The sequence below is a fragment of the Rhodanobacter sp. FDAARGOS 1247 genome, from assembly GCF_016889805.1.
Taxonomy (GTDB): domain Bacteria; phylum Pseudomonadota; class Gammaproteobacteria; order Xanthomonadales; family Rhodanobacteraceae; genus Rhodanobacter.
In genome coordinates this window covers 394,092-417,997 of the sequence record NZ_CP069535.1, presented here as the reverse complement: position 1 = coordinate 417,997, position 23,906 = coordinate 394,092, and the positions used below count along the sequence as shown (strand labels likewise).

General features: G+C 67.1%; 21 protein-coding genes and 1 riboswitch. Of the genes, 14 read left to right on the top strand and 7 right to left on the bottom strand.

What is annotated here, in order from left to right:
* Positions 1 to 84: 84 nt before the first annotated feature.
* Together arfB and I6J77_RS01735 are read left to right on the top strand one after the other, a co-directional pair.
* The gene (arfB, locus tag I6J77_RS01740; RefSeq protein WP_204110331.1) at positions 85 to 507 is read left to right on the top strand and encodes an alternative ribosome rescue aminoacyl-tRNA hydrolase ArfB; all 423 of its coding nucleotides are present in this window, start codon (positions 85 to 87) and stop codon (positions 505 to 507) included.
* Entirely contained in the window at positions 504 to 1,100 is a 597-nt protein-coding gene (locus tag I6J77_RS01735; RefSeq protein WP_204110330.1) for a 1-acyl-sn-glycerol-3-phosphate acyltransferase, read from the top strand. The genes arfB and I6J77_RS01735 overlap by 4 nt, the downstream gene beginning before the upstream one ends.
* 30 nt (positions 1,101 to 1,130) lie before the next feature.
* On the opposite strand, the gene I6J77_RS01730 is transcribed toward I6J77_RS01735, so the two are convergent.
* Positions 1,131 to 2,168 carry a LysR family transcriptional regulator gene (locus tag I6J77_RS01730; RefSeq protein WP_204110329.1) on the bottom strand — a complete coding sequence of 346 codons (1,038 nt, stop codon included), beginning with the start codon at positions 2,166 to 2,168 and terminating at the stop codon, positions 1,131 to 1,133.
* A gap of 122 nt (positions 2,169 to 2,290) precedes the next feature.
* Here I6J77_RS01730 and aceB point away from each other — a divergent pair, with 122 nt between their 5' ends.
* On the top strand, positions 2,291 to 3,904 hold the full coding sequence (gene aceB, locus I6J77_RS01725; protein WP_204110328.1) for a malate synthase A: 1,614 nt from the start codon (positions 2,291 to 2,293) through the stop codon (positions 3,902 to 3,904).
* A 48-nt stretch (positions 3,905 to 3,952) separates the two neighbouring features.
* Complete coding sequence (gene aceA, locus I6J77_RS01720; protein ID WP_204110327.1) at positions 3,953 to 5,251, top strand: isocitrate lyase; 1,299 nt, start codon at positions 3,953 to 3,955, stop codon at positions 5,249 to 5,251.
* A 92-nt stretch (positions 5,252 to 5,343) separates the two neighbouring features.
* On the opposite strand, the gene I6J77_RS01715 is transcribed toward aceA, so the two are convergent.
* The 3 genes from I6J77_RS01715 to I6J77_RS01705 form a co-directional block, all read right to left on the bottom strand.
* Positions 5,344 to 7,131, bottom strand: coding sequence for a sodium:proton antiporter (locus I6J77_RS01715; protein ID WP_204110326.1), 1,788 nt, complete (start codon positions 7,129 to 7,131; stop codon positions 5,344 to 5,346).
* 79 nt (positions 7,132 to 7,210) lie between these two features.
* The gene (locus tag I6J77_RS01710; protein WP_082585288.1) at positions 7,211 to 8,704 is read right to left on the bottom strand and encodes a YifB family Mg chelatase-like AAA ATPase; all 1,494 of its coding nucleotides are present in this window, start codon (positions 8,702 to 8,704) and stop codon (positions 7,211 to 7,213) included.
* Positions 8,705 to 8,866: 162 nt separating this feature from the next.
* Positions 8,867 to 9,127, bottom strand: a complete 261-nt coding sequence (locus tag I6J77_RS01705; RefSeq protein WP_040672624.1) for an accessory factor UbiK family protein — start codon at positions 9,125 to 9,127, stop codon at positions 8,867 to 8,869.
* A 182-nt stretch (positions 9,128 to 9,309) separates the two neighbouring features.
* Between I6J77_RS01705 and glnK the strand changes: the two genes are divergently transcribed.
* The 3 genes from glnK (at position 9,310) to I6J77_RS01690 (ending at position 12,785) form a co-directional block, all read left to right on the top strand.
* Entirely contained in the window at positions 9,310 to 9,648 is a 339-nt protein-coding gene (gene glnK / locus I6J77_RS01700) for a P-II family nitrogen regulator (RefSeq protein ID WP_056717431.1), read from the top strand.
* A gap of 88 nt (positions 9,649 to 9,736) precedes the next feature.
* Positions 9,737 to 9,952, top strand: a riboswitch (cobalamin riboswitch).
* Positions 9,953 to 10,105: 153 nt separating this feature from the next.
* Positions 10,106 to 12,544 carry a ribonucleoside-diphosphate reductase subunit alpha gene (locus I6J77_RS01695; protein WP_204110325.1) on the top strand — a complete coding sequence of 813 codons (2,439 nt, stop codon included), beginning with the start codon at positions 10,106 to 10,108 and terminating at the stop codon, positions 12,542 to 12,544.
* A 16-nt stretch (positions 12,545 to 12,560) separates the two neighbouring features.
* Entirely contained in the window at positions 12,561 to 12,785 is a 225-nt protein-coding gene (locus I6J77_RS01690; RefSeq protein ID WP_204110324.1) for a hypothetical protein, read from the top strand.
* 100 nt (positions 12,786 to 12,885) lie between these two features.
* Here I6J77_RS01690 and I6J77_RS01685 read toward each other — a convergent pair whose 3' ends face one another.
* A complete protein-coding gene (locus I6J77_RS01685) occupies positions 12,886 to 13,182 on the bottom strand; it encodes a GIY-YIG nuclease family protein (RefSeq protein ID WP_204110323.1) in 297 nt (98 codons plus the stop codon).
* A 157-nt stretch (positions 13,183 to 13,339) separates the two neighbouring features.
* Between I6J77_RS01685 and I6J77_RS01680 the strand changes: the two genes are divergently transcribed.
* The 3 genes from I6J77_RS01680 to I6J77_RS01670 all read left to right on the top strand — a co-directional run bounded on the left by I6J77_RS01680 (position 13,340) and on the right by I6J77_RS01670 (position 16,769).
* On the top strand, positions 13,340 to 14,365 hold the full coding sequence (locus I6J77_RS01680; RefSeq protein WP_204110322.1) for a ribonucleotide-diphosphate reductase subunit beta: 1,026 nt from the start codon (positions 13,340 to 13,342) through the stop codon (positions 14,363 to 14,365).
* Positions 14,366 to 14,491: 126 nt separating this feature from the next.
* Complete coding sequence (locus I6J77_RS01675; protein WP_204110321.1) at positions 14,492 to 14,878, top strand: BlaI/MecI/CopY family transcriptional regulator; 387 nt, start codon at positions 14,492 to 14,494, stop codon at positions 14,876 to 14,878.
* 1 nt (position 14,879) lies between these two features.
* Positions 14,880 to 16,769 carry a M56 family metallopeptidase gene (locus I6J77_RS01670; protein WP_204110320.1) on the top strand — a complete coding sequence of 630 codons (1,890 nt, stop codon included), beginning with the start codon at positions 14,880 to 14,882 and terminating at the stop codon, positions 16,767 to 16,769.
* 60 nt (positions 16,770 to 16,829) lie between these two features.
* Here I6J77_RS01670 and I6J77_RS01665 read toward each other — a convergent pair whose 3' ends face one another.
* Positions 16,830 to 19,166 (bottom strand): S9 family peptidase, encoded by a 2,337-nt coding sequence (locus I6J77_RS01665; protein ID WP_204110319.1) that lies wholly within the window; start codon positions 19,164 to 19,166, stop codon positions 16,830 to 16,832.
* 258 nt (positions 19,167 to 19,424) lie between these two features.
* Here I6J77_RS01665 and I6J77_RS01660 point away from each other — a divergent pair, with 258 nt between their 5' ends.
* Positions 19,425 to 20,177, top strand: a complete 753-nt coding sequence (locus I6J77_RS01660; RefSeq protein ID WP_204110318.1) for a glutathione S-transferase family protein — start codon at positions 19,425 to 19,427, stop codon at positions 20,175 to 20,177.
* Positions 20,178 to 20,226: 49 nt separating this feature from the next.
* Here I6J77_RS01660 and I6J77_RS01655 read toward each other — a convergent pair whose 3' ends face one another.
* The gene (locus I6J77_RS01655) at positions 20,227 to 21,126 is read right to left on the bottom strand and encodes a LysR family transcriptional regulator (RefSeq protein WP_204110317.1); all 900 of its coding nucleotides are present in this window, start codon (positions 21,124 to 21,126) and stop codon (positions 20,227 to 20,229) included.
* 104 nt (positions 21,127 to 21,230) lie between these two features.
* Here I6J77_RS01655 and I6J77_RS01650 point away from each other — a divergent pair, with 104 nt between their 5' ends.
* The 3 genes from I6J77_RS01650 (at position 21,231) to I6J77_RS01640 (ending at position 23,894) form a co-directional block, all read left to right on the top strand.
* The gene (locus tag I6J77_RS01650; RefSeq protein ID WP_204110316.1) at positions 21,231 to 22,223 is read left to right on the top strand and encodes an aldo/keto reductase; all 993 of its coding nucleotides are present in this window, start codon (positions 21,231 to 21,233) and stop codon (positions 22,221 to 22,223) included.
* A 118-nt stretch (positions 22,224 to 22,341) separates the two neighbouring features.
* Complete coding sequence (gene queF, locus I6J77_RS01645) at positions 22,342 to 23,166, top strand: NADPH-dependent 7-cyano-7-deazaguanine reductase QueF (protein ID WP_204110315.1); 825 nt, start codon at positions 22,342 to 22,344, stop codon at positions 23,164 to 23,166.
* Between the two features lie 158 nt (positions 23,167 to 23,324).
* Positions 23,325 to 23,894: a hypothetical protein gene (locus tag I6J77_RS01640; RefSeq protein WP_204110314.1), complete on the top strand. Its 570-nt coding sequence runs from the start codon at positions 23,325 to 23,327 to the stop codon at positions 23,892 to 23,894.
* Positions 23,895 to 23,906 lie beyond the last annotated feature (12 nt).

Genomic DNA, 23,906 nt, shown 5'->3' with positions numbered 1-23,906 from the left:
ATGAGCACACGGCGCCATGCCCGGCCCACACGGGAAGAAGCCGGTCTCTCGCCCCGCCTTTCGCTTGCCCGTAAACTGCCTGGCATGTTGACCGTCAGCCACAGCATCACCCTGCCCGAGTCCGAGCTCGTCGAGCGCTTCCTGCGCGCCGACGGCCCCGGCGGACAGCATGTGAATCGCACCGAGAGCGCGGTGGAGCTGCGCTTCGACGTGGCCAGCTCGCCGTCGCTGCCTGAGGAGATCCGCACGCGTCTGCTGGGGCGCCGCGATCGCCGGCTGACCGCCGAGGGCGTGCTGGTGATCCAGGGCCGCCGCTTCCGCGACCAGGGACGCAATCGCGACGACGTGCGCGAGCGGCTGGTGGAGATCATCCGCGGCGTGCTGGTGCCACCGAAGAAGCGCCTGGCCACCCGCCCCACCCGCGCCTCGAAGGAACGTCGCCTGGTGGGCAAGCAGCAACGCGGCCAGATCAAGCAGTCCCGTTCACGCAAGCCGGATCTCGAATGAAGGGACAACTGCCCAGCCCCGGGCAACTGCCGCCGGGCATGCCGCATCTGGCCGACAACTGGCGCCGCCGACTCTGTCGAGGCGTACTTCGCCTGTGCGGCTGGAGCCTGGTCGGCGAGTTTCCCGACGTGCGCCGCGCCGTGCTGATCGCCGCGCCGCACTCGTCGTGGTGGGATGGCGTGTGGGGCCTGCTGATGAAGGTCGGCATCGGCGCCGACATCCATTTCATGGGCAAGCAGGAGCTGTTCCGCGGTCCGCTGGGCAAGCTGCTGCTGAAGCTGGGCGGCATGCCGATCAATCGTGGCGCCGCCAAAGGCGTGGTCGAGCAGATGATCGACCAGCTGCAGCAGCACGAATCGCTGTGGCTGGGCATCGCGCCCGAAGGCACGCGCAAGCCGGTGGCGCGCTGGAAGAGCGGCTTCTGGCGCATCGCCCACGAGGCCGGCGTGCCCATCGTCACGGCCTGGTTCAACTATCCGGACAAGACCATCGGCGTCGGCCCGCTGTTCCACACCAGCGACGACATGGAGGCGGACCTCGCCCGCCTGCGCGCGTTCTATGCGCCGTTCCGGGGCAAGCACCGCAACGTGTGACCGGATGCGGGCGCGCGCCCTGCCGCCGCATCAACGCTGCGAATGGCCCGGATCGTCGTGTTCGCGATGGGTCAGCAGGCCAGGCCGCACCAGGTCGATGAAGGCCCGCGCCTCGGCGCTGAGGAACTTGCCCTTGCGCATCACCACGCCGTAGCTGCGCTGGGGGAAGAACTGCTTCATGTTGCGCACCGCCAGCCGCTCGCTGTCGACGGCGGTGATGCAGATGCCGGTGACGATGGAGATGCCCATGCCCATCGCCACGTACTCCTTGATCACGTCCCAGCCGCCGACCTCGATCGCCACGTGGAACGGCACCTGCTGCTGCTGGAACACCAGGTCGACCAGGCGATAGGTGGACAGCCGCTGTGGCGGCAGGATCAGGCCGTAAGGTGACAGGTCTTCCAGGGTGATCTTTTCCTTGGCCGCCAGCGGATGACCCGGCGGCATGATCAGCATCGGGTCGTAGTGCTGCACCGGCGCCCAGGCGATGTCGTTGGGAACGTCGAGCATCGAGCCCACGGCGAAGTCGACCTCGTCCGCGCGCAGCATCGCCATGCCGTCCTTGCCGGTGACGTTGGCCAGCTGCAGCTGCACCGCGGGGAAGCGCTCGCGGTAGCGGCGCACCAGGTCGGGCAGCAGGTACTGGATGGTCGAGGTGCCGGCGGCGATGGTCAGGCGGCCGGCCTGCAGTCCCTTCACCCTGGCCTGGAAGTCGCGGTCCAGCGTGTCCCAGCCTTCGACCAGCGGCCGCGCCAGTTCATACAGCGCCTCGCCTGCGTCGGTGAGGTTGATGCGGCGCCGGCGCCGTTCCAGCAGGCTCATGCCGAGTTCCCGCTCCAGCGCCTGCAATTGCAGGCTGATGGTGGGTTGCGACAGGTACAGCGCCTCGGCTGCGCGGGTCAGCGTACCCAGCTTCACCACGCTGACGAAGGCACGCAACTGCTTGTGCCGGTTGCCTTTGTAGTAATAGCGCCCGCCGTTCTCCGCCGGCGCGACCTCGCCGCGCTTCTTTGCTGCGCTGCGGCGCGGCTTTTTCGGTCCGTTCAGCGCCACGTCGCGCTTTTTCATCGCCATATTTCAATACTTTGGAGTATGTATTGCATTTGCTCATAGTAATGATTGAAACATTCACTTTGTCAAATAGCTGATTTGTACCTAGCTTCGAGTCATTCCCGACACGGAGCGACACCATGGCAGTACCGCAGGAAAGACTCGAACTCGGCGCCATCGAGATTCATGCCGACGCGGCCGGTTACGCGAGCATCCTGACCCCGGCAGCGCTGGCCTTGCTGGCCCGGCTGCACCGCCGTTTCGAACCGACCCGCCAGAAATTGCTGCAGGCGCGGCGCGAGCGCCAGGCGACGTACGACGCCGGCGGCCTGCCCGACTTCCGCGCCGACACGGCGGCGATCCGCGAATCGGACTGGAGCGTGGCGCCGATCCCGCCGGCGCTGCGCGACCGTCGCGTCGAGATCACCGGCCCGGTCGAGCGCAAGATGATCATCAACGCGCTGAATTCCGGCGCGAAGGTGTTCATGGCCGACTTCGAGGACTCCTCGGCACCGACCTTCGCCAACCAGCTCGACGGCCAGCTCAACCTGCGCGACGCGGTGAACGGCTCGATCGACTTCACCTCGCCCGAAGGCAAGCACTACCGCGTGGGCGACAACCCCGCCGTGCTGGTGGTGCGCCCCCGCGGCTGGCACCTGCACGACAAGTTCTTCAGCGTGGATGGCGAGCCGATGTCCGGCGCCCTGGTCGACTTCGCCCTGTTCGTGCTGCACAACGCCCGCGCCCTGCACAGCCGCGACCGCGGCCCGTATTTCTACCTGCCGAAACTCGAGGCGATGGAGGAGGCCGCGCTGTGGGATGCGGTGATGGCCGACGCCGAGAACGAACTGCAGCTGCCGGTGGGCACGATGAAGGCCACCGTGCTAATCGAGACGCTGCCGGCGGCGTTCCAGATGCACGAGATCCTGCATGCGCTGCGCCGTCGCGCGGTCGGCCTCAATTGCGGCCGCTGGGATTACATCTTTTCCTACCTGAAAACCCTGCGCGGCCATCGCGACCGCCTGCTGCCCGAGCGCAGCCAGGTGCAGATGACCGCACCGTTCCTGAAGGCGTATTCCGAACTGCTGATCCAGACCTGCCATCGCCGAGGCGCGTTCGCGATGGGCGGCATGGCCGCGCAGATCCCGATCAAGGGCGACGAAGCCGCCAACGAAGCAGCGCTGGCCAAGGTGCGCGCCGACAAGCTGCGCGAGGTGCAGGCCGGCCACGACGGCACCTGGGTGGCGCACCCGGCGCTGGTGCCCGTGGCGCAGCAGGTCTTCGACCAGCACATGCCCGGTACCAACCAGCTCGGCGTGCTGCGCCAGGACGTGCAGGTCAGCCGCGAACAGCTGCTCGCCGCGCCCAACGGCACCATCACCCGCGCCGGCTTCGACAACAACGTCGAGGTGTGCCTGCGCTACACCGCCGCCTGGCTCGATGGCCTGGGCTGCGTGCCGATCCATCACCTGATGGAAGACGCCGCCACCGCCGAGATCGCCCGCGCCCAGTTGTGGCAGTGGCTGCATCACGCCGACGGGTCGCACGCGGACGCCCTGGCATTCCCCGACCACGCGCCGATCGACTTCGCCCTGTTCGATCACGCACTGGCCTGCCACACCCACCGACTGCGCGACAGCCAGCATCCCGGCGCCGCCCGCGCCGACGCGGCCGCAGCCCTGCTCTCGGCGATGACCCACGCCGACGTGCTCGGCGACTTCCTCACCCTGCCCGCCTACGACCAGCTCGCCTGAGTCCCACCGATCCGCCTGCCACGAATCACCGTCCCACGGAGCCATGCCATGAAGACCACGACCCTGCCGACCGCCGAACAGATCACCCTGGACTGGAACAACAACCCGCGCTGGACCGGCGTGCAGCGCAACTACTCCGCCGAGGACGTGGTGCGCCTGCGCGGCACCGTGCACGTGGAACACTCGCTGGCCCGCCATGGCGCCGAGCGGCTGTGGAAGTCCCTGCACAAGGAAGACTTCGTCAATGCGCTGGGCGCGCTCACCGGCAACCAGGCGATGCAGCAGGTCAAGGCCGGCCTGCAGGCGATCTACCTGAGCGGCTGGCAGGTCGCCGCCGACGCGAACGTGGCCGGCGAGATGTATCCCGACCAGTCGCTGTACCCGGCCAACTCGGTGCCGCTGGTGGTGAAGCGGATCAACAACACCTTGCTGCGTGCCGATCAGTTGCACCACGCCGAAGGCAAGGACGACTGCGACTGGCTGGTGCCGATCGTGGCTGACGCCGAAGCCGGCTTCGGCGGCGTGCTGAATGCGTTCGAGCTGATGAAGGCGATGATCGAGGCCGGCGCCGCCGGCGTGCACTTCGAGGATCAGCTGGCCAGCGTGAAGAAGTGCGGCCACATGGGCGGCAAGGTGCTGGTGCCGACCCGCGAGGCGGTCGACAAGTTGAACGCGGCGCGCCTGGCCGCCGACGTGGCCGGCGTGCCGACCCTGCTGGTGGCGCGCACCGACGCCGACGCCGCCGACCTGCTCACCTCGGACATCGACGACAACGACAAGGCCTTCATCACCGGCGAACGCACCGTCGAAGGCTTCTTCCGCGTGCGCCCGGGCCTGGACCAGGCGATCAGCCGCGGCCTCGCCTACGCGCCGTACGCCGACCTGATCTGGTGCGAGACCAGCAAGCCGAACCTGGACGACGCGCGCTGCTTCGCCGAGGCGATCCACGCGAAGTTCCCCGGCAAGATGCTGGCCTACAACTGCTCGCCCAGCTTCAACTGGAAGAAGAACCTGGACGACGCCACCATCGCCAACTTCCAGAAGGAACTGGGTGCGATGGGCTACAAGTTCCAGTTCATCACCCTGGCCGGCTTCCACAGCCTCAACTACGGCATGTTCGACCTGGCGCACGGTTACGCCCGCCGCCAAATGAGCGCCTTCGTCGAACTGCAGGAAAAGGAATTCGCCGCCGCCGATCGCGGCTTCACCGCGGTGAAGCACCAGCGCGAAGTGGGCACCGGTTACTTCGACGCCGTGACCCAGGCGATCCAGCAAGGACAGTCGTCGACCACCGCGCTGAAAGGCTCGACCGAAGAAGCCCAGTTCAAGCAGGCTTCGGCGGCCTGAGAAGAAGAGAAGTGAGTGCAGGGGAGTGAGGAGTCAGAGAGAGCAAAGGCACGGACTGCTCTCGCTTTCCCTCACTCCTCACTTCTTGTTCCTCACTTCTCGCTGGGCGGCACCAGCGCGATCACGGTCCAGCCGGGCTTCGGCTCCAGTTCGCGCTTGGCCGAGGCCACCCGCAGGGCGCCCTTTTCCTCGACGCCGAACATCAGCACCGTGTTCGAGCCGTATTGCTCGATGAAGTGCGGCCAGTCGAAGGTGGCGCTGAGCCGGGTCGACTTGATCCGCCAGCCCTGTTCCAGCATTTCGGCGAAGCGCCCGTGGGTCATCGTCTCGTCGAACAGCGGCGGCGCCAGCAGGCTGCCGGCGAGCGCGGCGCGGTCGGTGTTTTCCTGGGGCGTGAGGTTGCGCAGGCGGTAGACTTTTTCGCGCCCGAATTCCTGCCGGTAGTGCACGCAGGCCAGCGAGTTGCGCTCGCGATGGGTCGACACCGCCAGCAACCGGCCGATGCCGGTGAGGTCCAGGTGCCGCTCGGCATGCGGCGAGGCGGGGTTGCCGAAGAAGGTGCTGCGTCCCTCCATCCGCGCGAGGCGGATGCCGTCCCAGTCGTCGTCGGCCAGCACCACGCGGAAGCCTGCCTCGTCCAGCGCCTTGCCGATCGCGCGCGCCACGACGTCGGAACCGAAGATCAGCAGACCGCGCGGCTCCGGCTCGGCGACCTTCAGCCAGATCGCCAGCGGACGGGCGGTGGCGCTCTGCAGGATCACGGTGCCGATGATCAGGGTGAACACCAGCGGCACCAGCGCCTCGGCACCGGCCACGCCCAGGGCGTCGAGGCGCAGCGCGAACAGCGCCGACACCGACGCGGCCACGATGCCGCGCGGCGCGACCCAGCCGATCAGCGCGCGCTCGCGCCAGCTCAGGCTGCTGCCGAAGCTGGCGATCGCCACGGTCACCGGCCGCACCAGCAGTTGCGCGATCACGAACAGGGTGATGCCGGCGCCCAGCATGCCGTCGGGCAACGGCCATTGCAGTCGGGCGGCGAGCAGGACGAACAGCAGCGACACCAGCACCGTGGTCAGGCTTTCCTTGAAATCCAGGATGTCGTCGATGTGCACGCCGCGCAGGTTGCCCAGCGCGATGCCCATGATCGTCACCGCCAGCAGGCCCGACTCGTGGGTCAGCGTGTTGGAGACGCTGAAGGCCAGCAGCACCGCGGCCAGCACCGCGTAGTTCTGCAGGTATTCGGGAATCATCTGGCGACGCAGGAAGAACGCCATCGTCCACGCCGACAGCGCACCGATACCTACGCCACAGCCGATCGTGGCAACGAAGATGCCGATGGTGTGCCCTTCCTGGCGCGACACGATGGCCTCGTAGATCAGCACCGCGAACAGTGCGCCCAGCGGGTCGATCACGATGCCTTCCCAGCGCAGCGTGTTGGCGATGCGGGCATTCGGGCGCAGGGTGCGCAGCATCGGCGCGATCACCGTCGGCCCGGTCACGCAGGCCAGCGCGCCGAACAGCAGGGCGATCGGCCAGGCCAGTCCGGCGACGAGGTGGGCGGCCAGCGCCAGCAGCAGCAGCGACGCCACCGCGCCGTAACTGACCAGCCCGCGCACCGCCTTGCCGATGCCCGGCAATTCGTGGAAGCGCAAGGTCAGGCTGCCTTCGAACAGGATCAGCGCGACCGACAGCGAGACCATCGGGAACAGCAGTTCGCCCAGCAGCTTGTCCGGCTGCAGCACGCCGCTGACCGGCCCCAGGATGATTCCGGCCAGCAGCAGGAACACGATTGCCGGCAGTTTCACCCGCCATGCCAGCCACTGCGCCAGGAAGCCGATCACCAGCATGCCGGCGAGCATCAGGCTGAGCTCGATAGTCATCGCATTCCCTGGGAAGATCCGGGCGCTATCGAAACATGCGCGCTCCGGGACGTCCAGTCACGCAGGTTTTCGCCATCGCTCAGAAGCGGCGGTACTGCAGCGCCTCGGCCAGGTGCTCGCGTTCGAGCAGGGCGGCGCCGCCGTCCAGGTCGGCGATCGTGCGGGCCACCCGCAGCACGCGGTGATAGGCGCGCGCGGACAGGCCCAGCCGCTCCAGCGCGGCCTCGAACCAGCGCCGCTCGGGTGCGCCCAACGCACAATCGCGCTCCAGTTCACGCGTGCTGATTTCTGCATTGGGCCGACCCGCCCGCATCAGCGATTGCCGCCGCGCGTTGAGCACGCGCGCGCGCACCGTGGCGGAGTCCTCGTCGCGGTCGCCGCGCGGCGCACCCAGGTCGGCCAAGGGTACGGGCGGCACTTCCACGCACAGGTCGATGCGGTCCAGCAACGGGCCGGAAATGCGCCCGCGATAACGCTGGATCTGATCGGGCGTGCACTGGCAGCGGGGGTCGCCGGCGTAACCGCAGGGGCACGGATTCATCGCCGCCACCAGCTGGAACTGGGCCGGAAAGGTCGACTGCCGCGCGGCCCGCGAGATCATGATGTGGCCGGATTCCATCGGCTCGCGCAGCACTTCCAGCACGTGCCGGCTGAACTCCGGCAGCTCGTCAAGGAACAGCACGCCGTTGTGCGCCAGCGACACCTCGCCCGGCCGCGGATACGAACCGCCGCCGACCAGGGCCACCGCGGACGCCGTGTGATGGGGGGAACGGAACGGGCGCCGTCGCCAGTGCGCCAGGTCGGTCGTCTGGCCGGCCACCGACAGCACGGCGCAGGTCTCCAGCGCTTCGGACTCGCTCAGCGGCGGCAGGATGCCGGGCAGGCGTTCGGCCAGCATGGTCTTGCCGGTGCCGGGTGGGCCGATCAGCAGCAGGTGGTGGCCACCCACGGCGGTGATTTCCAGCGCGCGACGCGCCTGCAACTGCCCGCGCACGTCGGCAAGGTCGGGGCCATCTTCCGCGCCGCCGTTGCTGGGAATGCCGACCGGCATCGACAGCTCGTGGGCGCCGCGCAACCAGCCGCAGACCTCGGCCAGCGTATCGGCCACGCGCACGTCGACATCGGCCACCAGCGCCGCTTCGGCGGCGTTCTCCCGCGGCACCACCACCCGGCGCCCGCGCGCCCGCGCGCGCAGCAGCGCCGGCAGCACGCCGGATACGCTGCGCAGCGTGCCGCTCAGCGCCAGTTCGCCGAGGAATTCACAGTCGTCGAGTTTCTCGCGCGGCACCTGGCCGCTGGCGGCAAGAATGCCCAGCGCGATCGGCAGGTCGAACCGGCCGCCGTCCTTGGGCAGCTCCGCCGGCGCCAGATTCACGGTGACGCGGCGACCGGGGTATTCGAACGCGGTGTTCTGGATCGCCACGCGCACGCGATCGCGCGCCTCGCGCACCGCAGCCTCGGGCAGGCCGACGATGTTGGTACACGGCAGACCACCGGAAAGATGCACCTCGACCATCACTTGCGGTGCGGCGATTCCTTCCTGCGCACGGCTGAGGGTAACGGCAAGACTCATGCGGCCGCGGGTCGATGGAACAACGGGAAGGGAAACATGGAGGGCGTGGTGCTGAGGGGCATGGACATGGAACGGCTCCATCAGCAGCGCTGAATAAATAACCGCCTCCGATCGTTCTCGGGGTGAGGGTGACGGATCGGAGGCGGCTCCCGGGAGGCGGTTTTACGAACCCGCGCGGGCAGCCACCGCGGCCTCCAACTGGGCCACGTGTCGCTCCAATTCGTCGACCTTGGCGCGCGTACGCGCCAGTACCTGGGACTGGACTTCGAATTCTTCGCGGGTGACCAGGTCGAGGCGGCGCAATCCTTGCGCCAGAACATCTTGGAAGTTGGTTCGCAAATCCTGATGCGCCTGTGCCAACCCTGGCGGTACCAACGACACAAGTCGCAGGGCAATCTGGTCGATATCCTGCCTATCCATCATGGATAGCGCCTCGCACTCGTCGGATTGAATATTAGGTGAATGCAAATCGGCGTCGCCATCGGTACGCTCCATCAATAGTTGTAAGGATTGTCCTACACCCGTCGCGATCAGGCGACAATGTTCCGGCAGGCAGGCAAAATGGCCCTCCGACGCAATCGATGCCCTGGCAAGGAACCAAACCCATGAAGCTGGTCGTGGCGATCATCAAGCCGTTCAAGCTGGACGATGTCCGCGAGGCGTTGGCAGAGGTGGGTCTGCAGGGCATCACGGTGACCGAGGTGAAGGGTTTCGGCCGCCAGAAGGGGCACACCGAGCTCTATCGCGGTGCCGAATACGTGGTGGACTTCCTGCCCAAGATCAAGCTGGAAGTGGCGGTGGCCGATGATCAGCTGGACCGGGTGCTGGAGGCGATCCAGAACTCCGCCCGCACCGGCAAGATCGGTGACGGCAAGATCTTCGTCAGCACGCTGGAACAGGTGATCCGCATCCGCACCGGTGAGTTGGATCACGACGCGCTGTAATTTTTGGCAGCCCGCGCCAGCGCTCGCCGCAAGCGGCTTTCGCCCCGACTTATGCACAACTTGTTGGGTTGACCCTGTCCGGGCCACCCGATATGTTGTGTCCGTCGGTGCCCGACCAGATGCGACATCGGTCGGGCTTAAAAGGGAATCCGGTGTGACTCCGGAACTGCCCCGCAGCGGTAAAGCGGAAACGAACGCGCCCACATGCACTGGCCCTCAGCGGCTGGGAAGCGGGAGCAACTAGGCGGATCGCTCTGATCCTCGTCCGCAAGTCCGAAGACCTGCCGACACAGCGGGACGAACGTGTCCCGTTGCGTAGTGACGGCTTCCGCGGGGAAGTGCGTCGTGGAGCAGGTCGCCGCCCGGCGTCCGCTTGCGCGTCGCCTCCGGAATCCGTCGCTATCAGGCCCTGCGCGCGGGAGCAGGCGTTTGATGTCCTTCGCCGGAGCCAACCGCCATGCAAGCCCTCGATACCGCCGAACGCGAGCGCGCCGTCGCGCGCGCCGAATCCCCCAGCCCGTCCGCCGATGAAGCCGCATTCGCGCTGACCCCGCCGCACAGCGCGGCCTCCATGCACGTGACCAAGCGCAACGGCGGCCAGGAAGCCGTCGACGTCAACAAGATCGTGCGCGCGGTGACGCGCAGCGCAGAGGGCCTGCACGGCGTCGATCCGCTACGGGTCGCGCTGAAGACCATCGGCGGCCTGTACGACGGCGCCACCACGCAGGAACTCGATCAGCTGTCGATCCGCACCGCGGCCGCGCTGACCGCGGAAGAGCCGGAATACGGCCAGCTTGCCGCGCGCCTGCTCGGCGCGTACATCGACAAGGAAGTCAGCGGCCAGGAAATCCAGAGCTACTCGCAGTCGATCGCGCGCGGTGCCGAGCTGGGCATCCTCAACGATCGTTTGCGCGACTTCGTGGCCGCCAACGCGCGCAAGTTGAACGACGCGATCGACCCGCTGGCCACCCGCCGTTTCGAATACTTCGGTCTGCGCACGGTGTACGACCGCTACCTGCTGCGCCACCCGCAGCAGCGCCTGGTGATCGAGACGCCGCAGCACTTCTTCATGCGCATCGCCTGCGCGCTGGGCGGCAACGAGATCGGCGAGACGCTGGAGCTGTACCGCCTGTTGTCCTCGCTGGAATACATCGCCAGCTCGCCCACCCTGTTCAACGCCGGCACCGCGCACGAGCAGCTCTCCTCGTGCTACCTGCTCGACTCGCCGGTCGATTCGCTGGAGTCGATCTACGACAAATACGCCGACGTGGCCAAGCTCAGCAAGTTCGCCGGCGGCATCGGCCTGGCCTATTCGCGGGTGCGCTCGCGCGGCTCGCTGATCAAGGGCACCAACGGCCACTCCAACGGCCTGCTGCCGTGGCTGAAGACGCTGGACGCGTCGGTCGCCGCGGTGAACCAGGGCGGCAAGCGCAAGGGTGCGGCCTGTGTGTACCTGGAATCGTGGCACGCCGACATCGAGGACTTCCTCGAACTGCGCGACAACACCGGCGACGATGCGCGCCGCGCGCACAACCTCAACATCGCGAACTGGATTCCCGACGAATTCATGCGCCGGGTCGAGAGCGACGGCGATTGGTCGCTGTTCGATCCGAAGGTGGTGCCACACTTCGTCGACAGTTGGGGCGAGACATTCGACACCGCGTATCGCAAGGCCGAAGCCGACGGACTCGCCGTGAAAGCCGTGAAGGCGCGCGAGCTGTACGCCCGCATGATGCGTACGCTGGCGCAGACCGGCAACGGCTGGATGACCTTCAAGGACCGCTGCAACGCCACGTCCAACCAGACGGCCAAAGCCGAAAACGTGATCCACCTGTCCAACCTGTGCACCGAGATTCTAGAAGTCAGCTCGGCCAACGAGACGGCCGTGTGCAACCTCGGCTCGGTGAACCTGGCGCGGCACGTGCGCGATGGCGCGTTCGACTTCGACCAACTCGCCTCGACCGTGCGCACGGCCGTGCGCCAGCTCAATCGGGTGATCGACCTCAACCACTACCCGATCGCCACCGCGCGCAGCGCGAACATGAAGTGGCGGCCGGTGGGCCTCGGCGTGATGGGTCTGCAGGACGTGTTCTTCAAGCTGCGCCTGCCATTCGACTCCGCCGAGGCGCTGGCGTTGTCCACCCGAATCGCCGAGGAGATCTACTTCCACGCGCTGTCGCAGTCGTGCGAACTGGCCGAAGCCGAAGGCGCCCATCCCGGTTTCGCCGAAAGCCGCGCGGCCAGCGGCGAGCTGCAGTTCGACCACTGGCCGCAGGCCACGCCACACGACGACACGCGCTGGGATGCGCTGCGCGAACAGATCAAACAACATGGCCTGCGCAACTCGCTGCTGATCGCGATCGCCCCCACCGCGACCATCGCGTCCATCGCCGGCTGCTACGAATGCATCGAGCCGCAGGTGAGCAACCTGTTCAAGCGCGAGACGCTTTCCGGCGATTTCCTGCAGGTGAACCGCCATCTGGCCGACGAGCTGAAGGCGCTCGGGCTGTGGACGTCCGACATCCGCGACGCGATCAAGCTGGCGGAAGGCTCCGTGCAAGGCATCACCGCGATCCCCGAGCGTCTGCGCCAGATCTACCGCACCGTATGGGAACTGCCGCAGAAGGCGCTGATCGAACTGGCCGCTTCGCGCGGTGCCTACATCGACCAGAGCCAGTCGCTGAACCTGTTCATGGAAAACCCGAACATCGGCCAGCTGAGCTCGATGTACATGTACGCGTGGAAGGCCGGCATCAAGACCACCTACTACCTGCGCTCGCGACCGGCGACGAAGATCGCCAAGACCACCGTCTCGGCGCTGCCCGACCAGGCCCAGGCCACCGCCGCGGTGTTTTGTTCACTGGAGAACCCCGAGTATTGCGAAGCCTGCCAATAACGCGAGAGGTGTCGCGATGAAACGCTACCGGAACCTCGACGGCAACTCCGGCGTCACCGCCTACGAGTGCAGTGACGGTTTCATCCGCATCCGCTTCGTCAATGGCGACACCTACGAATACACCGACAAGGCCACCGGCCCCGAGCACGTCGCGAACATGCAGCAACTCGCGCGTGCCGGCCGCGGTCTCGCCACCTATGTCAGCCGCTTCGTGCATGACGACTATGCGCGAAAGTTGTAAGGCACCCCACCGTCATTCCAGCGAACGCTGGAATCCAGCGTCTTCCGGCGCGACGCAGAGGCACTGGGTCCCTGCGTTCGCCGGGACGACGGCGTGGGGGTCACACGCCTATTTGCGCATATAAGTCACGCCAATACGGATTGGATTTCTCGATGAGCCCGATCTTCCAGACCCGCTTCCACGCCTTGATCGCCTTCTCGCGCGTGATCGCGGATTCCATCGTTTCATGCAGCTCGAACCAGACGAGATCGTGCACGTGATGTTGCCTGGTGAAACCCTCCACCACGTTGTTTCGATGCTGCCAGATGCGTGCGGGGAGATTGGAGGTTACGCCAGCGTACAACGTGCCGCTGCGCCGGCTGGCAAGCAGGTAGACACACGGTCGGCGCTCCCTCATCGCCATCTTCTCCGCAACCCTTCAATCCCGTCATTCCAGCGGAAGCTGGAATCCAGCGCCTTCGGTTTCCACCGTGACGACGCGTAGGCAAAAGTCGCTGGATCCCGGCTTTCGCCGGGATGACAAACGAAAATCCATGTATCCGAGGAGCCACACCATGTCCGCCCACCCCACCCGCAACGCCCACATCCTCGACCCCGGTTTCGAACTCACCCTGCGCCCGATGCGCTATCCCGGCTTCTACGAGATGTACCGCAACGCGATCAGGAACACCTGGACGGTCGAGGAGGTCGACTTCTCGATGGACACGCGCGACCTCGACACGAAGATGTCGCCGGCCGACCGTCACCTGATCCAGCGCCTGGTGGCGTTCTTCGCCACCGGCGACACCATCGTGTCGAACAACCTGGTGCTGAACCTGTACCAGCACATCAACGCGCCGGAAGCGCGCATGTACCTGTCGCGCCAGTTGTACGAGGAAGCGCTGCACGTGCAGTTCTATCTCACCCTGCTCGACACCTACATCCCTGACCCTGCCGAGCGCAACGCCGCGTTCGCGGCGATCGAGACGATTCCGTCGATCCGGCAGAAGGGCGCGTTCTGCTTCAAGTGGATCGACTCGATCCAGGGCCTGCAGAGGCTGGAGACGCGCGCGCACCGGCGCCAGTTCCTGCTCAACCTGATCTGCTTCGCCGCCTGCATCGAAGGGCTGTTCTTCTACGCTGCGTTCGCCTACGTCTATTACCTGCGCTCGCGCGGCCTGCTGCACGGCCTGGCGGCCGGCACCAACTGGGTGTTCCGCGACGAGAGCTGCCACATGGCGTTCGCCTTCGAGGTGGTGCGCACCGTGCGCGAGCAGGAGCCGGAACTGTTCGACGCAGACATGCGTACCCAGGTCGAAGAGATGATGGAGGAAGCCATCGCCTGCGAAACCCGCTTCGCCGAAGACGTGTTGTCCGGCGGCGTGGCCGGCATGTCGGTGAAGGACATGCGCCAGTACCTGGAATACTGCGCCGACCAGCGCTTCGCCCAGCTCGACCTGCCGAAGAAGTACGGCGCGAAGAACCCGTTCGACTTCATGGACCTGCAGGACGTGCAGGAACTGGCCAACTTCTTCGAGCGCCGGGTGTCGGCGTATCAGGTCGGCGTGCAGGGCGAGGTGGCGTTCGACATGGCGTTCTGAGCGGGGACCGGGGATACGGAAAGGCGGGCGGAGTCGAAGCGTCACCCGGCCCCGATCGAACGGCACTTGACTACGCCTGTAGTCATGGCGTAGCTTGCCTACAACTGTAGTCAAGCGAAACCCGTCATGCGCAAACCCTCCATCGGCGACCAGGAACTGGCGCTGCTGCAGCACATCGATGAATGCGGCGCGGCCTCGGTCGGCGAAGTCGCTGCCAGCTTCGGCGAGCCGCGCGGGCTGGCCCGCTCCACCGTGCTGACGATGATGGAGCGGCTGCGCGGCAAGGGCTTTCTCAAGCGCAGGCAACTGCGCGGCATGTTCCGCTACAGCACGGTCACCGGCGCCGGCGAGGCGATGCGCAGCGCGGTGGGCAGCTTCGTCGAAAAGACCCTGAGCGGCTCGGTCTCGCCGTTCGTGGCGTGGATGTCCGAGCGCGCCGAGGTCAGCGACGACGAACTGGCCGAGCTGGAAGCGCTGGTGTCCCAGCTGCAGTCACGCCGCAAGGAGTCGTGAGATGGATGCACTGAACGCGCTGGCCGAGACCCTGCTCACCCGCATGCTATGGACGTCCATCCAGGCAATCGGCCTGATCGGCCTGGTCTACCTGCTTGGACGATTGCTGCCGCGCTTGTCGTCGGCGATGCGCTGCACCTTGTGGTGGCTGGTTGGCGCCCAGCTGCTGCTGGGCCTGCTGTGGCATGCACCGGTGGAACTTCCGTGGTTGCCGGCGCCGGCGGTGGAAGCGACGGTGCAGGTTGCTCATCCGGTCTCCTACAACGCCACGGTGCTGGCCGGCCATGAGACCGTGCTGCATACCTCGCCCACCACCGTGGCCACCACACCCGTGCTTTCCTGGCGTGCCGCGGTGGTCGCGCTGTGGCTGGCCGCGCTGCTGTGGCTGGCCTCGCGCAGCCTGCGCGAATGGCGCGCCACGCGACAGGTTCTGCACGACTCGCAAGCGATCGGCGACCGGGCGATGCAGGCGCTGTGCCTGCGCAAGTCCCGCCAACTCGGCCTGCGCCGCTGCCCGCAGCTTCGCGTATCCGACGCGATCGTGTCGCCCCAGGTCATCGGCCTGTGGCAGCCCACCGTGCTGCTGCCGGCGCGCGACGCGCTGAATGCCGACGAGTCCTCGATGGCGCTGGCCCACGAACTTGTCCACCTGCGCCGCGGCGACCTCTGGCTGGGCTGGATTCCGGCGCTCGCGCAGTGGCTGTTCTGCTTCCACCCGCTGGTGCGCTGGGCGATGCGCGAATACGCACTGAACCGCGAGTCGGCCTGCGACGCGCAGGTCGTGCTGCACGACCAGGCCACGCCACAGGACTACGGCCGCCTGCTGTTGCGCCTCGGCGTGGCGCAACCCGTCCATGCCGGCCTGGCCGGCGCATCCCCCACCTTCCACAACCTGAAGAGGCGACTGACCATGCTTCAGCAAACCGCAAACCAGCCAACGTCCCGCACACGCGGCTGGCTGCTCGTCGCCGCGATCGCCCTGATCGGCGTGCTGCCCTACCGCGTCACCGCCGCCAGCAACCAGCACGACAACGCCAAGGCGGCGGTGACCAGCACGGCACCGTTGGCACCGCTCGCCCCCATGGCGCCGATGCATTCGTCCGCCCCGTCCGTCACGCCGCCACCACCGCCACCGGCCCCGCCGGCACTGCCGGCGATGAGCCCACCGCCGCCGCCACCGCCGCCTCCCGCGCCGCCGGCACCGCCTCGCGACAGCGGCTTCTCGGCGCAGCACGTCAGCATCGACACCACGGATCACGCGAACAATGGCTTCGCCCTGTTCAATGGCGACTCGATGATCACCATCAACGGCTCGAACGCCGATCTCGATACAGTGAAGAAGCTCCGCGCCACCAACAAGTCGATACTGTGGTTTCGTCGCGGCAGCGAGGCCTACGTGATCCACGACAAGGCCATGCTGGAACGTGCCAGCCGCATCTACGCACCGGTGACCGCGCTGGCCCGGCAACAGGGCGAGCTCGCCGGCCAGCAGGGCGCGATCGCCGGCCGGCAGGCCGGGCTTGCTGCGCAGGATGCCGCCTTCGCACGGGAACAGGCCGGGCTGGCGCGGCAACAGGCGAAGATGGCGGCGCAGATCGCCTCGGTCGTTGCGAACGGAGCGGATTCACAGGCGCAGCAGCGCAAACTTGATGCACGGCAGGACGAGATGGACGCGGCGCAGGCGCGGCTCGACCAACGCCACGCCGAACTGGAAGCACGCCTGGCCGCCCAGCAACAGGCGCTGGAAGCCCAACAGGCCGGCTTCGAGAAGCAGCAAGAGGCAATCGACCGCCAGCAACAGCAGGCGCAGCAGGCGGCCGATCAGTCGATGAGCGAGTTGCTGGACGAAGCCCTGGCCAAGGGGCTGGCGCAGAAGACCAGCCTGCGCTGAGGATCAGGGCAATCCTCCGAGTTGGCTCGACGCCGTGTCGTCACGGCGTCGAGCCCGGGTTCAACGCCAGGGCCACGCCTTCAGCTGATACTCCACCGGCGGCGTATTGCCGGCCAGGTACTGCACGAAGTAATCCCAGCGGCGACGGGTGGCATACGGAGTGGCTTCGCCGTAACCGTGGTGGGCGTTGGGGATCATCAGCAAATCAAAGTTGCGGTTCGCCTTGATCAGCGCATCGACCACCAGCAAGGTGTTCGACGGCGGCACGTTGTCGTCCATCGTGCCGTGCACCAGCATCAGGTGGCCCTTGAGGTCCTTGGCGAAACTCTGGTTGGCCTGGGCGTCATAGTTGGTCTTGCCGTCCTTGTCGGTGACCAGCAGGCCCTGCCACTTCTCGGCCCAGTCGTCCTCGTAGTTGCGGTTGTCGTGGTTGCCGCTCTCGGCCCAGCCGACCTTGAAGACGTCCGGGTGGTGGAACATCGCGCCTGCGGTGGCGTTGCCGCCGCCGGAGTGGCCCCACACGCCGACGCGGTCGAGATCGATCCACGGATATTTCTTGCCCAGCTCCTTCAGCCCGGCCACCTGGTCGGGCAAGGTGTTGTCCTCGACACGCTCGAAGTAGGCGTCGTGGAAGGCCTTCGAACGCCACGGCGTGCCCATGCCGTCGATCGCCACCACGATGAAGCCCAGCTCGGCCATCGACTGGTGGTCGGCGCGGGCGGAGGAGAAGCTGCGCCCGCGCACCGAACCGGTCTGCGGACCCGGGTAGATGTAGTCGATGATCGGATATTTCTTCGAGGCATCGAAGTGGCTCGGCTTGAACATCATGCCGTACAGGTCGGTCTTGCCGTCGCGGCCCTTCACCGTGAACGGAATCGGCGGCACCCAGCCGGTGGCCTTCAGCCGGGTGATGTCGGCGGTGGCCACGTCGGCCAGCTTGCGGCCGTCGTCGGCGCTGCGCAGCACGGTGACCGGCGGCGTGGTGGGGGTGGAGTACGCGTCGACGAAGGCCTTGCCGTCCGGCGACAGCGTGACCGTGTGGTCGGCTGCTTCCGGCGTCAGCAGCACCGGCTTGCCGCCGTCCAGGCTGACCTTGAAAAACTGCTGGTAGTAGGGATTCACGCCCGCCGTGCGGCCGACGCCGCGGAACCACACGGTGCGCGTCTTCGCATCGAGCTTCAGCACCTCGGTGACGTTGCCGTCGCCCTTGGTGATCGCGCGCTTGAGCTTGCCGGTGTTGAGGTCGTAGAGATACAGGTTGCCCCAGTTGTTGCGCTCGCTGAACCAGATCGCCTCGTGGGTCTCGGGCAGGTAGCGCCAGTTCACCGCGCCGTTGCCGCTCTCGTAATACGTCGGCACCTTCTCCTCGAACACGGTGCGCACCTTGCCGGTGGCGGTGTCGGCGATGCGGAACCATTCGTGCTTGTGGTCGCGCGAGGTGGAGACGAAGGCCAGGGTCTTGCCGTCGGCCGCCCACTTCACGTCGTCCCAGCCACCCTCGGGGCCGCAGCTGACGTCGTCGCACAGGCTGGAGCGGTGCTGATCCGGCGGCATCTGCAGGCGGGTGACCTTCTTCGCGGCGACATCGATGATGACGCGCTCGATCATCGTCACGTCCTTGTCGCCGACCAGCGGGTACTTCCACTTCTCCAGCTTCGGATGGCCGACCCGGGTGCTGACCAGGTACATCTCGCCGGTCTTGCGCTGGTCCTGCTGGAAGGTGGCGATCTGCTTCGAATCGGGCGACCACTCGACGATCGCGTTGTCGGTGTGTTTCCAGCCGGCGTTGTCGGTGGCGTAGCCGAAGTCTTCGACGCCATCGGTGGTGAGCTGGGTTTCCCTGCCGCTGGCGACGTCGCGCAGCCACAGGTTCCAGTCGCGGATGAACGCCTCGCTCCTGCCATCAGGCGACAGCGCACCCGGCTCGTCGCCGGTCTTCACCAGCTTCGAAAGATCGGCGCAGCTGGCCTCGACGGCGGCGAGGTCACACGCGTAATGCTTGCCCCGCACACCGACATCGATGCGGCCGTCGGCCATCAGCTTGTAGCTGCGCACCGGCAGCTTGCCGGCGTCGACACTTTTGCCGCCGACCTTGCCCAGCGCTGCCGCCAGCTTGGCCTGGTCGAACAACGGCGCGGTCTTGCCACCGGCCACGTCCATCCGGACGAAGTGGTCGCCGGTGGCGTCGTGGTCGACGTACCAGAAATGACCGGCGTCGAGCCAGTCGACCTTCTGCACCGCGTGGTCGACCAGCGGCGCGGTGTTGTAACCCATGAAACGCTCTGCCTGCGCATAGTCGTTCGCGCTCAGGGTTCGCCCCTGCGCGGCGACACCGGCGGACAACGACCCCAATACCAGCGCACCCAGCACGCGCGAACTGCCGATCATCAAACTCATGTTGCGTTCCCCTTGCGAAAGCGGATTGCTGCGACTGCCGACCCTGGCCCAGATGTACCGAACACCTGATGCTAGCGTGCGCATGACCAATGACACCCCTGCCATTGGTCCCGACTGTGGGCCCATGCTGCAAAAATACGCTGCCGCACGGATATCGGTCGCCTCGTGACGACCGACCACGGCGCCGCGGGCCGGCCAGCTTGACGCGCGGGCGGCGGCCATCGCACGCTGCGGCATCCGTTCCGGAGGAGATGCCCCGTGACGCAGCGCCTCAGAATCATCGGCAACTACATTTCCCCTTACGTGCGCAAGGTACTGGCCTGCCTCGAACTGAAGGGGCTGGAATACGAAGTCGATCCGATCGCACCGTTCGTCGGCAACGACGAATTCAGCCGGCTCAGCCCGCTGCGCCGCATCCCGGTACTGGTGGATGGCGACCTGGTGCTCAGCGACTCCAGCGTGATCTGCCAGTACCTGGAGGACCAGCACCCCACGCTCTCGCTCTATCCCCGCGACATCGCCGATCGCGCCCGCGCCCGCTGGCTGGAGGAGTACGCCGACACGCGGCTGGCCGACGGCCTGATCTGGCGGCTGTTCCACCAGCTGGCGATCAAGCGCCACATCTTCGGCGAAGCCCCGAACGAGGTCGTGGTACAGCACGCGCTCGAAGTGGAGATCCCCGCCGCGCTCGATTATCTGGAGCAGCAACTGCCCGACGACGGCTTCGTGTTCGGCGCACTGTCGATCGCCGACATCAGCCTCGCCAGCTTCTTCCGCACCGCCTCGTTCGTGCGCTACGCGATCGATCCCGAACGCTGGCCGCTGATGGCCGCCCTGGTGGCGCAGGTACAGGCCCAGCCCGCGTTCCAGAAACTGGCCCGCTTCGAGGACTGCATGCTGCGCCTGCCGCTGGCCGAGCAGCGCGGCGCCCTGATCACCGCCGGCGCCCCGCTGACCAGCGACACGCTGGGCACCAGCGCGCCACGCCCCGGCCCACCCCGCGCTTCCTGATGGCTGGCTTCCCTGCGGCAGGGAGGCTCAGGCCGGGATTCGCTCCTGATCAGCGCTGCTCCGCCGTCAACTCCACCAGCCAGTCGACGAACACGCGCAGGCGCGCGGGCATCTGCCGCTGCTGCGGATACAGGATGGTCATCGGCAACGGCGGCGGCGGATGTGCCGGCAGGATTTCGCGCAGGCGGCCGCTCTTCAATTCATCGCCGATGCGATAGCGCGGCATCTGCGCGATGCCCAGGCCGGCCTCGCAACAGCCGAGGTAGGCATCCACGCCGCTGACGCTGACGCAACCGGGCAAGGTCACTTCGCGCCGCTTGCGGCCCACCATGAATTCCAGTGGCTCGGCACGATGGGTGGTCGGCGACACCCAGTTCACCGCCAGGTGGCCATCGTGCAGCGCGGCCAGTGACTCGGGCTGACCGTGCCGGCGCACGTAGGCGGCGCTGGCCACGGTGACCTGCTGCAATACGCCCACGCGGCGGCCGATCATGCCCGAATCGCCCAGCTCGCCGATGCGCAGCACGCAATCGACGCCTTCGCGGACCAGGTCGACGAAGCGGTCGCCGGTACCTATGTCGAGCTGGATCTGCGGGTAGCGCGCGAAGAAATCGCGCAGCGCGGGAATCACCAGCAGCCGCGCCAGCGTCGCCGGCAGGTCGACCCGCAGGCGGCCCTTCGGCTGCACCAGGGCCTCGCGGAAGTCCGCCTCGACCTCGTCCATGTCGGCCAGCAGCCGCACGCAATGCCCGTAATAGGTCTCGCCATCGCGGGTACTGCGCACGCGCCGGGTGGTGCGCAACAGCAGTTGCGCGCCGAGCCGGGCTTCCAGCCGCTTGATCGCATGGGTGACGGTGGCGCGCGGCAGGTTCAGATCGTCCGCCGCGGCGGTGAAACTGCCCAGTTCGACGATCCGCGTATACAACCGCATCGCTTCGAGTCGGTCCATGGCCATTGTTGCCGTTGATTGAATGGTGATGGCCATTATTGAGCATTTATCCGATGGGCGTCCGGGCGCACCATGCATCCACCTTCACCCCACGGAGCGACACCATGCAGACCCGCACGCTCGGCCGCCACGGCCCGCAAGTCTCCACCCTCGGCCTCGGCTGCATGGGCATGAGCGCGTTCTACGGCGCCCACGACGACGACGAATCGATCGCCACCATCCACCACGCGCTGGATCGCGGCCTGAACCTGCTCGACACCGCCGACATGTACGGCCCGCACACCAACGAGGTGCTGGTCGGCAAGGCGATCAGGGGCCGCCGCGAGCAGGCCTTCATCGCCACCAAGTTCGGCATCGTGCGCGACCCGGACAACCCGCAGGCACGCGGCGTCAACGGCCGACCCGACTACGTGCACGCCGCCTGCGACGCCAGCCTCAAGCGCCTGGGCATCGACACCATCGACCTGTATTACCAGCACCGCGTCGACCCGAACGTGCCGATCGAGGAAACCGTGGGCGCGATGGCCGAACTGGTCGCCGCCGGCAAGGTGCGTTACCTGGGCCTCAGCGAAGCGTCCGGCGCCACGCTGGAACGCGCCTGCAAGGTGCATCCGATCGCGGCGCTGCAAAGCGAATTCTCGCTGTGGACGCGCGACCCGCAGGACAACGGCATGTTCGCCGCCTGCCGCCGGCTCGGTGTCAGCCTGGTCGCCTACTCGCCGCTGGGCCGCGGCTTCCTCACCGGCGCGATCCGCTCGCCCGACGATTTCGACGCCGACGATTACCGCCGCAGCAGTCCGCGCTTCATGGGCGACAACTTCGCCCGCAACCTGCAGCTGGTCGAGCAGGTGAAGTCGCTCGCCGCCGACAAGGGCTGCTCGCCGGCGCAGCTGGCACTGGCCTGGGTGCTGGCGCAGGGCGACGAGGTGCTGGCGATTCCCGGCACCCGCAAGCGCTCGCGGCTGGACGAAAACCTGGGCGCGCTCGACGTGCGGCTCACCGCCGCCGAACTCGCCGCCATCGACGCGATCTTCCCGCCCGATGCCGTTGCCGGCAACCGCTACGTCGACTCGATGATGCACATGGTCAACGTGTAGAGCCTGCCGCGTACTCGTGAACTCCCTCCCCCCGCAGGGGAGGGCCGGGGTGGGGTGCTTTTGACGTCGAAGTGCCTGAACGCAAGAACGCGGAGCGCGAGCAGTTAAACTCCACCGCATGAGCACTCCCGAACATTCCCCGCTCGGCAAGGACACCGTCTACGCCGACCGTTACGATCCCGGCCTGCTGTTTCCGATCCCCCGCGCCGACAAGCGCGCCGAGATCGGCCTGGGCGAAGTGCTGCCGTTCCACGGCGTGGACATCTGGAACGCCTACGAGTTGTCGTGGCTCGACCCGCGCGGCAAGCCGCAGGTGGCGCTGGCCGAGTTCCGCGTACCGGCGGCCTCGCCCAACATCATCGAGTCGAAGTCGTTCAAGCTGTATCTCAACGGCTTCGCCCAGGAACGCATCGCCGACGCGGCCAGCCTCACCGACACCTTGCTGCACGACTTGTCCGCCGCGGCGGGAGCCGTGGTGAAGGTGCAGCTGCATGCCGCCGGCGGCGCCAGCCTGCCGGTGAGCGTTCTGGACGGCCAATCGCTCGATGACCAGGACATCGCCATCGACAGCTACGGACCGCCGGACGCGGACTTCCTGCAGGCCGACGCCACGGCGACGCCGGTGGCCGAAACCCTGGTCTCGCACCTGCTGCGCTCGAACTGCCCGGTCACCGGCCAGCCCGACTGGGGCAGCGTGCAGATCGCCTATCGCGGCGCGCCGATCGACCATGCGGGCCTGCTGCGCTACCTGGTCTCGTTCCGCACCCACAACGAGTTTCACGAGCAGTGCGTGGAGCGCATCTTCGTCGACCTCACGCAGCGCTGCGCGCCCCGGCAGCTCAGCGTGTACGCGCGCTACACCCGCCGCGGCGGGCTGGACATCAACCCGTTCCGCAGCAGCACGCCGGCCACGCCGGGCAATCCGCGCACGGTGCGCCAGTAGCTGTCCCGCGGGGCGTGGCCGCCGCGTGAAAGTTCAGCGGCCGCGGCAACTCCCGGTAATCGGCGCTTCAGATCCGTCGAGCTAGCCTCGCTGCACTGGCCACACCCGCGACGGGTCGCCGCCACGTGATCGACAGCGGAGTTCCCATGAAAACCTGCATGACATCCTTCCCGCGTTCCGGCGCGCTTTGCAGCGTCGCCTTCGCCGGCGCCCTGCTGCTGAGCGCCTGCGGCAAGAACGAGCCGCCTGCGCCCGCCCCCACGCCGGCGCCGGCTTCCACGGCACCGGTGGCGCAAGCGCCCGTTTCACCGGCGGCATCCAGCGCGCTGGCACCAGCCACCGCCGCCAGCATCGCGGTCGCCGCCTCTACCTTGCCGCCGCCCACGCCGTTCAGCGTGGCCAAGCTCACCCTGGGCAGCGCGGTGAACGCCGACCACCAGGTCACCCGCCCCGGCGACAGTTTTGCCAGCAACGACAAGGCGATCTACGCCAGCGTCGCCACCGAAGGCAGTACGGGCGGCGCCACGCTCAACGCGAAGTGGAGCTACCTGGAAGGCCAGGGCCAGCTGGTCAGCAACATCAGCCAGTCGATCGCCACCGATGGCCCGGCGATCACCACGTTCAAGGTGCAGAACCCCGACCTGTGGCCGGCCGGCAAGTACCAGGTCGAGATCTCGCTCGACGGCAAGCCGGTGACGAAGCAGCAGTTCCAGATCGCCGCCCGCTGAAGCGGCGGGAAC

What these genes read in the sequence shown, in the direction of transcription:
- arfB (WP_204110331.1), top strand. Translation starts at nt 85, where the DNA reads ATGTTGACCGTCAGCCACAGCATCACCCTGCCCGAGTCCGAGCTCGTC.
- I6J77_RS01735 (WP_204110330.1), top strand. Translation starts at nt 504, where the DNA reads ATGAAGGGACAACTGCCCAGCCCCGGGCAACTGCCGCCGGGCATGCCG.
- I6J77_RS01730 (WP_204110329.1), bottom strand. Translation starts at nt 2,168, where the DNA reads ATGAAAAAGCGCGACGTGGCGCTGAACGGACCGAAAAAGCCGCGCCGC.
- aceB (WP_204110328.1), top strand. Translation starts at nt 2,291, where the DNA reads ATGGCAGTACCGCAGGAAAGACTCGAACTCGGCGCCATCGAGATTCAT.
- aceA (WP_204110327.1), top strand. Translation starts at nt 3,953, where the DNA reads ATGAAGACCACGACCCTGCCGACCGCCGAACAGATCACCCTGGACTGG.
- I6J77_RS01715 (WP_204110326.1), bottom strand. Translation starts at nt 7,131, where the DNA reads ATGACTATCGAGCTCAGCCTGATGCTCGCCGGCATGCTGGTGATCGGC.
- I6J77_RS01710 (WP_082585288.1), bottom strand. Translation starts at nt 8,704, where the DNA reads ATGAGTCTTGCCGTTACCCTCAGCCGTGCGCAGGAAGGAATCGCCGCA.
- I6J77_RS01705 (WP_040672624.1), bottom strand. Translation starts at nt 9,127, where the DNA reads ATGATGGATAGGCAGGATATCGACCAGATTGCCCTGCGACTTGTGTCG.
- glnK (WP_056717431.1), top strand. Translation starts at nt 9,310, where the DNA reads ATGAAGCTGGTCGTGGCGATCATCAAGCCGTTCAAGCTGGACGATGTC.
- I6J77_RS01695 (WP_204110325.1), top strand. Translation starts at nt 10,106, where the DNA reads ATGCAAGCCCTCGATACCGCCGAACGCGAGCGCGCCGTCGCGCGCGCC.
- I6J77_RS01690 (WP_204110324.1), top strand. Translation starts at nt 12,561, where the DNA reads ATGAAACGCTACCGGAACCTCGACGGCAACTCCGGCGTCACCGCCTAC.
- I6J77_RS01685 (WP_204110323.1), bottom strand. Translation starts at nt 13,182, where the DNA reads ATGAGGGAGCGCCGACCGTGTGTCTACCTGCTTGCCAGCCGGCGCAGC.
- I6J77_RS01680 (WP_204110322.1), top strand. Translation starts at nt 13,340, where the DNA reads ATGTCCGCCCACCCCACCCGCAACGCCCACATCCTCGACCCCGGTTTC.
- I6J77_RS01675 (WP_204110321.1), top strand. Translation starts at nt 14,492, where the DNA reads ATGCGCAAACCCTCCATCGGCGACCAGGAACTGGCGCTGCTGCAGCAC.
- I6J77_RS01670 (WP_204110320.1), top strand. Translation starts at nt 14,880, where the DNA reads ATGGATGCACTGAACGCGCTGGCCGAGACCCTGCTCACCCGCATGCTA.
- I6J77_RS01665 (WP_204110319.1), bottom strand. Translation starts at nt 19,166, where the DNA reads ATGAGTTTGATGATCGGCAGTTCGCGCGTGCTGGGTGCGCTGGTATTG.
- I6J77_RS01655 (WP_204110317.1), bottom strand. Translation starts at nt 21,126, where the DNA reads ATGGACCGACTCGAAGCGATGCGGTTGTATACGCGGATCGTCGAACTG.
- I6J77_RS01650 (WP_204110316.1), top strand. Translation starts at nt 21,231, where the DNA reads ATGCAGACCCGCACGCTCGGCCGCCACGGCCCGCAAGTCTCCACCCTC.
- queF (WP_204110315.1), top strand. Translation starts at nt 22,342, where the DNA reads ATGAGCACTCCCGAACATTCCCCGCTCGGCAAGGACACCGTCTACGCC.
- I6J77_RS01640 (WP_204110314.1), top strand. Translation starts at nt 23,325, where the DNA reads ATGACATCCTTCCCGCGTTCCGGCGCGCTTTGCAGCGTCGCCTTCGCC.